The organism is Arthrobacter sp. NPDC093125, assembly GCF_044754225.1.
Taxonomy (GTDB): domain Bacteria; phylum Actinomycetota; class Actinomycetes; order Actinomycetales; family Micrococcaceae; genus Arthrobacter.
Genome location: NZ_JBIVOQ010000009.1, coordinates 54,062 through 66,779, shown reverse-complemented (window position 1 = coordinate 66,779; position 12,718 = coordinate 54,062). Strand labels below are relative to the sequence as shown.

11 protein-coding genes are annotated in these 12,718 nt (G+C 64.0%); 4 read left to right on the top strand and 7 right to left on the bottom strand.

Features of this window, described 5'->3' with window-relative positions; all coding sequences use genetic code 11:
* Window positions 1-72: 72 nt before the first annotated feature.
* The 6 genes from ACIP9X_RS15935 to dinB all read right to left on the bottom strand — a co-directional run bounded on the left by ACIP9X_RS15935 (window position 73) and on the right by dinB (window position 6,506).
* Window positions 73-1,818 carry a peptidoglycan D,D-transpeptidase FtsI family protein gene (locus tag ACIP9X_RS15935; protein ID WP_400480792.1) on the bottom strand — a complete coding sequence of 582 codons (1,746 nt, stop codon included), beginning with the start codon at window positions 1,816-1,818 and terminating at the stop codon, window positions 73-75.
* Window positions 1,819-1,980: 162 nt separating this feature from the next.
* The gene (locus ACIP9X_RS15930) at window positions 1,981-2,619 is read right to left on the bottom strand and encodes a hypothetical protein (protein WP_400480722.1); all 639 of its coding nucleotides are present in this window, start codon (window positions 2,617-2,619) and stop codon (window positions 1,981-1,983) included.
* Window positions 2,616-3,614: a 16S rRNA (cytosine(1402)-N(4))-methyltransferase RsmH gene (gene rsmH / locus ACIP9X_RS15925; protein WP_400480721.1), complete on the bottom strand. Its 999-nt coding sequence runs from the start codon at window positions 3,612-3,614 to the stop codon at window positions 2,616-2,618. Before rsmH ends, ACIP9X_RS15930 begins: the two co-directional genes overlap by 4 nt.
* 177 nt (window positions 3,615-3,791) lie before the next feature.
* Entirely contained in the window at window positions 3,792-4,220 is a 429-nt protein-coding gene (gene mraZ, locus ACIP9X_RS15920) for a division/cell wall cluster transcriptional repressor MraZ (RefSeq protein ID WP_400480720.1), read from the bottom strand.
* A gap of 379 nt (window positions 4,221-4,599) precedes the next feature.
* Complete coding sequence (locus ACIP9X_RS15915; RefSeq protein WP_400480719.1) at window positions 4,600-4,971, bottom strand: DUF3040 domain-containing protein; 372 nt, start codon at window positions 4,969-4,971, stop codon at window positions 4,600-4,602.
* A gap of 275 nt (window positions 4,972-5,246) precedes the next feature.
* Entirely contained in the window at window positions 5,247-6,506 is a 1,260-nt protein-coding gene (gene dinB / locus ACIP9X_RS15910) for a DNA polymerase IV (RefSeq protein WP_400480718.1), read from the bottom strand.
* A 74-nt stretch (window positions 6,507-6,580) separates the two neighbouring features.
* On the opposite strand from dinB, the gene ACIP9X_RS15905 reads away from it, so the two are divergent.
* Both ACIP9X_RS15905 and ACIP9X_RS15900 read left to right on the top strand, forming a co-directional pair.
* On the top strand, window positions 6,581-7,126 hold the full coding sequence (locus ACIP9X_RS15905) for a hypothetical protein (RefSeq protein ID WP_400480717.1): 546 nt from the start codon (window positions 6,581-6,583) through the stop codon (window positions 7,124-7,126).
* Complete coding sequence (locus ACIP9X_RS15900; protein ID WP_400480716.1) at window positions 7,123-8,217, top strand: polyprenyl synthetase family protein; 1,095 nt, start codon at window positions 7,123-7,125, stop codon at window positions 8,215-8,217. Before ACIP9X_RS15905 ends, ACIP9X_RS15900 begins: the two co-directional genes overlap by 4 nt.
* Before the next feature lie 108 nt (window positions 8,218-8,325).
* Here the strand turns inward: ACIP9X_RS15900 and ACIP9X_RS15895 are convergent, their stop codons facing one another.
* On the bottom strand, window positions 8,326-8,679 hold the full coding sequence (locus tag ACIP9X_RS15895) for an Rv2175c family DNA-binding protein (RefSeq protein ID WP_400480715.1): 354 nt from the start codon (window positions 8,677-8,679) through the stop codon (window positions 8,326-8,328).
* Window positions 8,680-8,932: 253 nt separating this feature from the next.
* Here ACIP9X_RS15895 and ACIP9X_RS15890 point away from each other — a divergent pair, with 253 nt between their 5' ends.
* Window positions 8,933-10,258, top strand: a complete 1,326-nt coding sequence (locus ACIP9X_RS15890) for a LysM peptidoglycan-binding domain-containing protein (protein ID WP_400480714.1) — start codon at window positions 8,933-8,935, stop codon at window positions 10,256-10,258.
* 104 nt (window positions 10,259-10,362) lie between these two features.
* On the top strand, window positions 10,363-12,645 hold the full coding sequence (locus tag ACIP9X_RS15885) for a PASTA domain-containing protein (RefSeq protein ID WP_400480713.1): 2,283 nt from the start codon (window positions 10,363-10,365) through the stop codon (window positions 12,643-12,645).
* Window positions 12,646-12,718 lie beyond the last annotated feature (73 nt).

Here is a 12,718-nt window from a genome sequence, read left to right as displayed (position 1 = left end):
TTGGTACTAGTGGACCAACGGACACAGCAGAACGAAGGGTTCGGGCGTGCCGCGGTCTTGAAAGCGGGTTTACTACTTGGCGAACTGCGGCAGCCTGACCGGTTGGCCCTTCGACGGCGGAACGTTGTACGTCCGCAATGCCTGACTCATGACTGAACGGAATATGGGACCGTTCGTGATGCCGTAAATGGAACCTTTGGGCCGCTGCAGGACCACCTCAACAATAAACCGCGGATCGTCCATCGGCGCCATTCCCACCATCGATGCCGTGTAGCCGCAGAAGCCAGCAGTGCCGTCATCACAGGGCGACTGTGACGTTCCGGTCTTCGCGCCGACACGGTAACCGTCGATCGCGGCTTCCTTGATCTGGCCCTCCGTAACGGCACTTTCGAGGATGTCCCGCACCTGCTTGGCGGTCTCCGTGGAGACGACCTTCCGGGCAGGTTTTGCCGGGACTTTTTCTTCCGTTCCGTCGGGGTTGATGTAGCTGTCGATGAGCCTCGGCTGGAGCATCACTCCGCCGTTCGCGATGGACTGGTAGGCGCGGACCGTCTGCAGCGTCGACTGCGACACGCCCTGGCCGAAGAGCACGGTGTACTGCTGGCGGCCGTCCCACTGGTCCGGGGGCGTCAGGATTCCCTTGGCCTCCGCGGGCAGGCCGATCTCCGGGGCCTCGCCGATGCCGAACTTCCGCAGCCAGTCGTAGCGCTGCTGCTTGGTCAGCCGCTCGCCGGCCATGACGGTTCCGGTGTTCATAGACCAGCCAAGGATTCCGGCAAGGGTGCGCTTCTCGGTGCCGTGGTTGAAGGAGTCGTCAAACTGCTGCCCGTCGACCACGTAGGAGGGCGGAATGACGAACGTGTCCAGCGGTTTCGCTTTGCCCTCTTCGATCACCGCCGCAGCCGTGATCATCTTTTCGACCGAACCGGGCTCGTACGCGGCGGTGACAGCGCGGACGCCGCGGTCCTTTGCCGCCACCTTGCCGGGATCGTTGGGATCCGGGGCGTTGGTGTCCGCCATGGCCAGGATGTCCCCGGTCTTGGCATCGGAAACGATGATGGTGCCCCATTCGGCGCTCAGCTTGTCCGTCTGGCTCTGGATGGCCTGCTGCGCGAAGTACTGCAGGTCGGAGTTGAGGGTGAGCTTGACGTCCTTGCCGTCCTGGGCCGGAGTCAGCTCGTCCACGCCCACCGGGATGCGGAGCCCGTCGGCGCCGATTTCGAAAACGCGCTTGCCGTCAGCGCCCCGGAGGATGGCATCCTGTGTCTGCTCCAGGCCGGCCAGACCCCTGTCCCCGTTCTCCAGGAAACCCACGATGCCGCCGGCCACAGAGCCGTTCGGGTAAACGCGCTTGCTGGTTCCCTCGGAGAAGACGCCCGGGATCTGCAGCTTGGACACCCGGTCTTCAACGTCGGGCTTGAGGTCCTTGGCCACGATGTAGTAGGTCTTGGTCCCGGTCAGGGAGTCGCGGACATCCTCCACTTTCATTCCCAGGACTGCGGCCAGTTCCGAAATGCCCTGGTCCCGGGAAACCGTCACCAATTCTTCTTCGCCGTTGACTGTTTCTAGCCGCTTGAAGGACTCCGTTTTGGTGTTGACGGCCTGGTCCACCGTGATGTTGTAGCGGATCACGCTGTTGGCGAGGACCGTGCCGTTGGCGTCAACAATGCTGCCGCGTTCGGCGGGCAGCACTGTTGGACGCAGCCGGTTGCTCAGGGCGGCTTCGGCCATGCCGCCGACGTCCAGTCCCTGGACCAGGAAGAGCTTTCCGCCCACCACCAGCAGCAGCGCCAGCATGATGCTCAGCCCGAGCCGCAGCCGCTTCGTGGCGTTGGCGGGTTTCTTCGGCGCGCCGGCCTTTTTTGGCGCGCCGGCTTTTTTCGGCGGGCTGGGGACCCTCTGCCTGGTTGCCTTGCCTTGCGCCACGATCAATCCCTAACCTCTTGCCTGCCCGGCCGCTGGCCGCGTCCGTACTCCCTGCTACTGCCCCGGTACCTTTTGGGCCGGCGCCGGGATTGTGCCCCCGTTGAGGACAGGCGCCGGCTTGGCTGCGGCTGCCTTCTTTGCCGGGGCCGCCGCGGCTTCTTCCACGACCGGCTTCCGGCTTTCGAGCGGTTCATTGGTGCTCGCAGGCGGCACCACGTTGAGCTGGCCGGGAACAGCCGGGGCGGCGATGACCGCACCGGCAGATTCTCCCTTGGCCGCCGGCTTAGCCGAGCCGCTGACCGTCAGCGTGGACAGATCGATCTGCCCCTTGCCGGTGGAAGCAACCATTCCCAATTCTGAGGCCTTGGCAGCCAGATTCTGGGGAGCCTGGAAGTTTTGCACCTGCTGTGTCAGGTCCTGGTTCTGCTTGGTCAGCGCCGTCTGGTCGCTGCGCAGCTTAACCAGCTGATACTGCGCCGTAGACACAGAGATGTTGAGGACGAGGACGGCTATCAGGGCTACCGCCAGCAGCCCGAAGCAGAGAACCACAAAGGGCGCCCGGCGTTTCCTGGGAGCAGAGCGGACCACCGACAGGGGTGTCCGGGCCTTGCGGGCACCAGTAAGCAGGGGATCAACTTCGCCGGCTCGGCGGCCGGGCGCGAAGGTGAGGTTCTTGGCAGCTGCGGTGCTCATGCGGCTCTCCTGGCTCTGATTCGTTCCACAGCGCGCAGTCGGGCGGATGCTGCGCGCGGATTCTCGGCGATTTCGACGGCGGTGGGTACTTCCGTGCCTTTGGTCAGGGTCTTCAGCTCTGCCTTGTGTTCTTCAAGCTCCACGGGGAAGCCCAGCGGGGCTGAGGACTTCGACCCCGCTTGGAACACACCCTTCACGATCTTGTCCTCAAGCGAGTGGTAGGACATGACGACAAGCCGGCCGCCCATGGCAAGGGCGTCCACCGCCGCGGGCACTGCCCGTTCCAGGACGTCGAGTTCCTCGTTGACTTCAATCCGCAGCGCTTGGAAAGTCCGCTTGGCCGGGTGCCCTCCGGACTTGGCCGCACCCGCGGGAACAACCGCCCGGATCTGCTCCACGAGTTCACCGGTTGTTGTGAACGGCCTTGCGGCCCGGGCTGTGACAATCCGGTTTGCAATCCGGCCGGCGAACTTTTCTTCGCCCCATTTCCGGATGATCCGGACCAGCTCTTCCTCGCTGTAGTTGTTAACGACGTCCGCCGCGGTCTGCCCGCGGCTCGTGTCCATCCGCATGTCCAGCGGCGCATCGAAGGAATAGGCGAAGCCGCGTTCCCGCTCATCAAGCTGCAGCGAGGACACTCCGAGGTCCATCAGGATTCCGTGGACCTCGGAGATGCCGAGGTCCTCCAGGACGTCGGCGATTTCGTCGTAGACCGCATGAACCAGGTCCGTCCGAGCGGTGAACGGCTGGAGCCTCGCACCGGCCAGGGCCAGCGCCTCCTCGTCCCGGTCGATGCCCACCAGGTGAAGATCCGGGAACCGCTGCAGCATTGCCTCAGAGTGACCGCCCATCCCAAGGGTGGCGTCGATCGCCACGGGGGTCTCGCCGCGGAGGCGCGCCGCTTCGAATCCCGGGGCCAACAAATTGATGCACCGGTCCTTCAGGACCGGCACATGGCGTTCGGACGTAGGCCTGGCGTCGTCATGCTCGTTCATACCTTCGTCCTCCCTGCCTCGCAGTTGCTTGCTTTTAAGCGGAATGCTTCTTAAGCCAGATCCCCATCCGCGCCTGTCCTGGCCGTCGCCTGGCTCCGGGGAAGTGAGCCAGGAAAACGGTGGATGGGCGGCTGGAGATCTCGTTCAAGAAGCAGGTGCAGATATTTCCGCCGGTATTCAGAGAATCCCGGCGATGGGGTTGTCGGTTTCGGAGAAGGAGGTTTCCTTCTCCGCCAGGTACGCATTCCAAGCCTCGGCGTCCCAGATCTCAGCCCGGGTGCCGGCGCCGATGACAGCCAACTCCCTGCCGAGGCCTGCATACTCCCGGAGGGCTGGTGGGATAGTCACCCGCCCTTGCTTGTCAGGCACCTCGTCCGAGGCTCCGGAGAGGAACACGCGAATGTAGTCACGAGCTTGCTTATTGGAGATGGGAGCCTCCCGGATCTGCTCGTGAACCCTCGCGAATTCCTGCTCGCTGAAGACGTAGATGCAGCGCTCCTGGCCTCGTGTGAGAACAAGCCCGCCGGCAAGCTCCTCTCGGAACTTGGCGGGAAGAATGATGCGCCCCTTCTCATCCAGACGCGGCGAGTGTGTCCCCAGGAACACATGCCCACCGCCCGTCTGCCGTCAGAAGCCGAACAACCCCCGCGCTGCCACTACCCTCTTACGTGCTCCACTTTACTCCACTTCTCCCCACAGTCAACGCAACACGGGTAATCGAAAGGCTATTTGAAGTCCCGATTGGCCCGAATTTTCGGGGAAATTGGGGCGGGGGGCCAAGTGGAGGGATTTTGCGCGGTGTCGGAGCCGGGTGGGCGCTCAGGCCTGTTCCACGGGCCGCCGGACGACGAGAGACCGGTTAAACACCGAAGACCCGCCGGAGCGGGTCTTCGTTTGTGACCGTCTGAAGGGCCAGGTGGTGCAAAGTGGAGGCCGTACAGGGGGGAAAGTGGAGGGATCTGGACGTGCGGCGACGCGCAGCAGGTCAGGGCTCGCCGCGGCGCCTTTCATCCCAGCGCTCTTCGAGGCTGCTCATGAACGAACTCTTGCCTTTGGACTTCTTTCCATGACCACCCGTCTTAGCCTTGCCTGTCGAAGCACTGCGCATCGTCGCGAAGTACACCCCGGCACCCATGACTATGAATCCGAGGACACCTACGAAAATGTTCTGAAGGGAAACCCCCACCAGCAGGAGCATGACTCCGGCCAATGTTGCCAGGACGCCAATCACAATGTGCCGGGTGGACCAGGTGCGGCCTGGATCCGAGCCCATGGAACTGGCGAACTTGGGATCGTCCTCATGCAGTTGCCTCTCGAGTTGCTCGAGCAGCTTCTGTTCGTGCTCCGAGAGCGGCATCACGACCTCCTTAAGTAGGCCAACGTCCGGACGTGCCGGGACCAGTTGTTTCTGCCTCGTCAACGATCCACATGCTGTACTGGTTCCCGGCCCTCCATCCTTGGCAGGTCCAGGGATCCAAGCATACGGACGCGGGCGGGTCAGGCGATCCACACATGTCCAGACGTTCGAAATCTATGTATCTCTAAGGATAGTTTGTTGTGCGGTGTTGTGAAAGACGCTGTTCACCGGCCGAAACGGCTGGAGACGCCTAAATCCGGGAGTATTTCCGGCCCTCAGGGCTTCGCGTCGGACTCGCTCCGGGGCGGTCTGGAGGAGGGCGCCCCCGGGTCCAGCAGCCGAGCCGGCAGAACCGACTTGTTGCCGAACTTCTCCGCCACCCGGTCCAGCGCCTGTTCCGCAGCCCGCCAGTTGTCATCCCGCCGGTCAAAGCTCAGCTGCAGGGACGTTTGCGCGGCAGCCTCGAGCTGCTCGGCGCGGACCCCCACCAGCCGTACCGTCATGGGCCGGCTTCCCAGGGATTCCAGCAACTGGAGGACCACCGCATAAATCAGCTGCGCGCTGTCCACGGGCGTATGCACTCTCCTGCTCCGGGTCACTGTAGAGAAATCGGCGTACCGCAGCTTCAGGGCAACCGTCCGCGCCACCATCCCGGAAGCCCGCAAGCGCTCAGCAGTGCGGTGGGACAGGCGCAACAGTTCCCTGTGGAGCTGGGCGTCGTCAGCGGTGTCCGCTGCGAAGGTCTCCTCCGCCCCGATGCTCTTTTCCACCCTGACGGGAGTCACTGTCCGCGGATCGATTCCCCAGGACAGCCGATGAACGTGCTCGCCCGTGGCCCCCAGGACCTTTCTAAGGGATGCGACGGGAGTGGCTGCGACATCCGCAACCGTCCGGATGCCCATCCTCGCGAGCACCTCTGCCGTCTTGGCGCCGACACCCCACAGAGCACCGACAGGGAGACTGTGCAGGTACGGCACCGTCTGCTCGGGCGTTATCAGCAGCAGCCCGTCGGGCTTGCAGCGCGTGGAGGCTATCTTGGCAACGAATTTGGTGGCGGCAATTCCCACGGAGGCGGTAATGCCCAGTTCACTGGCCACCCTTCGCCGAATCAGCTCCCCAATGTTCCGGGGCGACCCCAGCCGGCGGATGGCACCTCCGACGTCGAGGAATGCTTCGTCGACACTCAGCGGCTCCACCAGTTCAGTGATGGATTCAAAGATACCCATCAGCTGCCCCGAGACTTCGTAGTACACCTTGTGCCGCGGCTCAATGATGACCGCCTGCGGGCACAAGCGGTGCGCAACCGCCATGGGCATGGCCGACTTCACGCCAAAAGCGCGCGCCTCATAGGAGGCGGACAGCACGACTGACCGGTCCCCAGGAAAACCGACAATTACAGGCTTGCCGCGAAGCTCAGGACGTGAGCGCAGTTCCACGGAGACGAAAAAGGCATCCATATCAACGTGCAGGATGCTGCTGCGCCGAAGCTCCCGAAGACGCGCTTCGAATTGCTCCTTATCTGTCTCCTGCACCACGTCTGCAATCCTATGCCCAAGGGCTGACTAAACTGGAGGCTGGATCCGGCATCAACCCCAGGAGGAACGCACCTGTGAAGGTCATTGGAACGCACATGCCTGCAGGCCTCGGCCTGCTTGCGGCCGGCACGGTGATGGTGGTGATGTCAGCCTGCGGCGCACCGGCCCCCGGACCCGCCGCATCCCCTGAAACCGCGGCCACCGAAACCGCGTCCGTCGCGGAGGCGGCGCGGGTGGCCACCACGGCACCGCCCAGCCCGACGGCGTCTCCGGGCACTTCTGCCACCATAGGTGAGCTAGTCGCAGGATTCCCGCAAAAGCTCCTTCCGCTCATGCCGGGAGCAAAGGTCGTCTCGAGCAGTTTCGACACGTCATCCTCCCCCGCGACCGTGGCCCTGGTCGGCTCTGTGTCCGCCAAGCCGGCGGCGGTGATCTCCTTCTACACCAAGGCGCTGGAGGCGCAGGGGTTCAAGGCCGTTCCGGGCAACGCCGTTGGGGCCGTAGCTTCCCGGGACTTCGTCCGCGCCGGAACCGAAACAGTCAACATCGCGGTACCGCAGACGGCCAGTGTCTCCACCTTCACGATCGGCGCCAACGTGTCGCCCGGGTCCATCAAGTGACGGTGGCCGAGCAGCTCCGCGTCGAACAGACAGCCTTCGTCGCGGCTGTAGCAGGCAGGCTCACGGACTTCCTGACGTCGAGGCACTCTGTCATGACCTCGATCTCCCCGGACATCGATCCCATCATGGGGTCCATCTCGAACCTGGTAACCGGAGGCAAGCGGCTTCGCGCGCTCATGTGCTACTGGGGATGGCGCGGCGCCGGCGGGCCGGCGGCGGCAGAGGACGTCATCACGGCGGGGGCGGCCCTCGAACTCTTCCAGGCTGCGGCCCTCATTCACGATGACATCATTGACCGCTCCGATACGCGGCGCGGGGGTCCAAGTGTCCACCGCCGCTTCAGCCAGCTGCATGAGAGCCAGGGCTGGGCCCTGGACAGTGAACGCTTCGGCCACGCTGCAGCCATCCTAGCCGGGGACCTGTGCCTGTCTTTCAGCGAGGAAGCCTTCACGGAGATCGGTGAGCAGGCGGCATCCGGAAGCCGGGCGCGGCTGATCTTCAACCTCATGCGCGCCGAAGTCATGGCCGGGCAATACCTCGACATCCTGGAAGAAGTGGCGGGTCCGGTCCGCGACCGTGCCGGGGCGGTGAGCCGGGCCCAGTCGATCATCCGGTTCAAATCCGCCAAGTATTCGACGGAACACCCGCTGGCTTTGGGCGGAGCACTGGGTGGGGCGACGGATGACCTGCTCCGCGGATACTCTGCCTTCGCTCTGCCGCTCGGCGAAGCATTCCAGCTCCGGGACGATGTCCTGGGTGTATTTGGGGATCCGGTCACCACCGGGAAGCCGGCCGGGGACGATCTCAGGGAAGGCAAGCGGACCGTGCTGGTGGCCTTTGCCCTCGACCTTTCCGCGCCGGAGGAATCAGCCTTTATCGACGCGAAGCTCGGCAGTCCCGATCTGGGCGAGGAAGACGTGACGGAAATCCGCAGGATCATCGCTGATTCTGGCGCCCTGCATGCCACCGAAGTCCTGATTGAAGAGTTCGGGGCCGCGGCCTACGAGGCGTTGGAACTTCTCCCGCTGGACGACCTGCCTAAGACGGCCTTGAGGAAGCTCGCCGAAGCAACTGTCAGCCGCGCCGCTTAAATCTCGCCGCCGGTACCACAACTAAGTAGCACGTCAGGTCGTTCCCAGAGCTGGGAACGACCTGACGTGCTACTTAGTTGTGGGCGGGTTACCAGGCCAGGGACTGAGTCACCAGGCCAGGGATTGGGCGCGGCGGCGGATTTCCGTTTTGCGGCCTTCCCGGAGGGCATCGATCGGCCGGCCCCGCAGTGAATCATCGGGAGTGAACAGCCAGGTAATCAGCTCCTCGTCCGAATACCCGGCGTCGGACAGGACAACAATGGTGCCCTTGAGGCTCTCGACGACGTGTCCGTCCTGGAGGAAAGCGGCAGGTACGGAACGTATCTTTCGTTCGCCCACCCGGAGGGCAGCAAGGGCGCGTTCATCCAGCAACCCATGGACTTTGGTGATGGAAACGTCCAGCAACTCGGCTACGTCGGGCAGGGGCAACCAGTCGCCAACAAGGCTTTCTACAGTACTCACGGGTCAAGGTTGCCACGGCTGGCGCCTGCGCGCCTAGTCAGCAACCGGCCAACGTGAATTCTGGGGAGACTCTTGCGGCGACACTCCCATTTATCCGCCCTTTCCGCGTGACGGCAGATTCTTGTGCTATTGGCAGAATCGTGAGAGATTCTCATTGATCACATTTGTAACAAAAAGAACTTTAGTAACACTAGTATCATTAGTCACACGTGCCTGACCGACAGCATTCGCCGCTGAGAAGAGGATCTTCCCCATGACGACGACCAGCTCGCCAAAGCAGCCCCCCAGGCAGAGCCTTCCGATGATTGCTGCGACGACGGCAACCCTGCCCGCTGTCATGCTGTCTTCCCTGGCACTCGCTCAGCCGGCCAGTGCCGACACGAGGCCTAGCGCCATTCCGGCAACGCTTGCTGCCGCCATGGAGGCGCAGGCCGCCGCGGTGAAGGCAGGAGTGATTCCCGCCGCATCCGTGCCGGCCTCCATCCCCTCCGGGCTGCAGCCTGCCCGCGTCACCCCCAGCAGCCACAGGGTTGTCCGCGGTGATACGGTCAGCGGCATCGCTGCCCGCTATGGCCTGAGCACTTCGGCTGTTCTCAAGCTGAACAACCTGAAGTCGACCTCGGTGATCTACCCGGGACAGAAGCTGAAGCTCAAAGGCGCTGCGCCTGCCGGGAAAGCCGCCAGCGTTGCTCCCGCCAGCACCCCCACAAGGACGTACACCGTGAAATCCGGGGACACCCTGGGCGGTATCGCAGGGAGGCACGGCGTGAAGCTTTCACAGGTGCTGAGCTGGAACCGTTTGTCTATGAACTCGATCATCTACCCGGGACAGAAGATCCGGCTCGGCGGCACGGCGGCTTCCCCGGCCCCGACTAAATCCACGCCGGCCCCCGCCCGCACGGTTTCCTCGCGCTCCTACACCATCAAGTCCGGAGACACACTCTCGGGCATTGCTGCACGTCACGGGGTCAGGTTGGCGGACCTTCTTTCCGCCAACCGGCTCAAGATGACGAGCACCATCTACCCCGGCAACAAACTCGTGATTCCGGGGAAGTCCACGAGCCCCGTCCAGCCGACGTCGAGCGTCACGCCATTGGTGCCCAGTTCCTTCCTTGGCTTTACCTACCCGGCAGCAGTGGTGAGTTCCGCCAACAAGAACAAGGCTCTGCTCAACGCATCTCCGGTGCCTTCGCTTGCACAGATGAAGTCCATCGTGGCCGACACGGCCCGGCGCATGGGCGTGGACCCGGCACTGGCCTTGGCGTTCGCCTACCAGGAGTCCGGCTTCAACCAGCGCGCCGTGTCCCCTGCCAACGCCATCGGCACCATGCAGGTCATTCCGTCCTCCGGCGAGTGGGCGTCCGACCTGGTGGGCCGGAAGCTGAACCTGCTTGATCCTTATGACAACGCAACGGCCGGCGTGGCCATCATCCGGCAGCTGATCCGCACCAGCAAGAACCTGGACTACGCGATTGCCGGCTACTACCAGGGCCAGTATTCCGTCAACAAGTACGGCATGTACTCCGACACGAAGTCTTACGTCGCAGCCATCAAGGCCCACCGCAAGAACTTCGCCTAGACTGCACGTTTCATCCCCTTGATATAGGGGACGGAGCATAACGATACGGGTCCGGATCGCATGTTGGTCCGGACCCGTTTCCGTGCAGCACTTAGGATCATAGAGTGCAGGAAAACGTGTCGGATCGTCTCGTTGGTTCCCTGGTGGACAACCGCTACCAGGTAAATTCAAGGCTCGCGGGCGGCGGAATGTCCACGGTCTATCTGGCCACGGACCAGCGGCTGGACCGGCACGTCGCGCTCAAGGTACTCCACCCCCACCTCGTCAATGACGGCAGCTTCCTTGACCGCCTCTCGCGCGAGGCACGCTCGGCGGCAAAGCTTTCGCACCCGCATGTAGTGGGCGTCCTGGACCAGGGACATGACGGCCCGACGGCCTATCTGGTCATGGAGTACATCAAAGGCCACACGCTCCGCGACGTCATCCGTGAAAAGGGCGCGCTGTCCCCGCGCCTCGCGCTCGCGCTGATCGATCCGGTGGTGGAAGGCCTGGGGTCAGCGCACGCTGCCGGGTTGATCCACCGGGACGTGAAGCCGGAAAACGTACTCATCGCAGACGACGGCCGCATCAAAATCGGCGATTTCGGGCTGGCCCGGGCGGTCACAACCACCACAAGCACCGGGACGCTTATCGGGACGGTTGCCTACCTCTCCCCCGAGTTGGTGCTTGGCCGGCCGGCAGATGCGCGCAGTGACATTTACTCCACCGGGATCATGCTCTTTGAGATGCTGACCGGCAAACAGCCGTTCGACGGCGATGTTCCGATCCAGGTTGCCTATCAGCACGTCAACTCAATCGTCGCTCCGCCGTCGGGCCTGGTCCCGGGGCTGGCTGCAGAGGTCGATGAGCTGGTGCAATGGTGCACGGCCAAGGATCCGGAGAAGCGTCCCGTGGACGGTAATGCCCTTCTCTCCGAACTCAGGCACATCCGCACCAACCTCTCGGATGCGGAGCTCGACCTGCAGCCTCCGGCCGCCCGGTGGGAGAGCAGCCCGCCGGCTGCGGGCATCAGGGCTCCGGGGCAGGCAGGAGGGGGCTTCCCGGTACCGCCTGCACCCCAGCGCCTGCCCTCCCGTCCGGGGAACCCTGCCAGCCAGACCGAGGTGCTGTCCCATACGCAGGATCGGGCAGTACAGGATGAGGCACTGCAGGATCAGACGCACGGCGGGCACCGCCCCACGGAAGTCATCCCGCACACGAACAATCCCACCACCGTTTTCCCCGCGCGGCGGCTGCCTCCGGGATACGGCCTCGATTCGGACAACGACTTTGATGCCGGCCCTGACATCGAAGGTGCTGACTTCGACGGCGCCGCAGACGCCGACCGGCCGCACAACAGCCAACGCGGGGCCGTTGCCCGTTCCGAAGCTGCCCTGGCCCGGACAGCCCATGGCCAGGCAGCGCTGAGCAAGCGTGAGCAGCGGAAGCAGGACCGGGTGGATGAACGGGCACGCGCCCGCGCCGCCGCGACACCCCTGCGAACCCTGCGCGAAGGCAATGCACGGCGCCGCGGCGTTCTCTTGATTGTCATCCTGGTCATCGCGGCGCTGCTCGCCACCGGTGCCGGCTGGTTCTTCGGCATGGGACCAGGGTCCCCAGGCACTGTCCCGTCGGTGGCCAACCGAACGGTTGCCGAGGCTCAGCAGCTCCTCCGCGCTGCCGGATTCCAGTCCAGCACCCAGGATGTTTTCGACGACGACGTCCGTGCCGGGCTGGTGGTGGGGTCCGAACCGGAAGCGGGAACGGAGATCCGCAAGTACCAGCAGGTTTCCCTGTTCGTCTCCAAGGGCCCGCAACTCTTCCCGCTGCCGCAGCTGACAGGGAAATCCCTCGATGCCGCTAAGGAAGCACTCAACCGGGCTGAGATGGCCCTGGGCAAGGTCACCGAGAAGTTTGATGAAGAGGCACCGGCAGGCACGGTCCTCGCCCAGGCCCCCGCAGCTGCGGCCCAGGTCAAGCACGGCACTCCAGTCAGCCTCACCGTATCCAAGGGCCCGCAGCCCATCCCCGTCCCGGATGTCCGCGGACGGGAACAGTCTGCGGCCTTCCGCGCCATCGAGGCGGCGGGGCTCGTGGCCGTGGTCGCGGACGAGACCGTCAATGACAGGAACGTCCCAAAGGGAGCAGTGGTCAGGCAGGAACCCGCCTCCGGGACGCTGACCCGCGGCAGCACTGTCACCCTGACCATTTCCGCAGGCCCCAAGCTCGTGAAGGTGCCCAACTACATCGGCGAGCAGGTCAGCGATGCCCGTGAAGCGCTGGAGAAGCGTGGCTTCGAGGTCCGGGTCAACAACATCCTCGGCGGATTCTTCGGAACGGTCCGGGACCAGGATCCTGTGGACACAGAGGTTCCTGAAGGATCCGTAGTGACCCTGACCGTCGTCTAAACGTTGGTTCCTACCTTAACCGGACCGGGGACCTCCGGAGCGCTTGCTCTGGAGGTCCCCGGTTTTAAGGCTT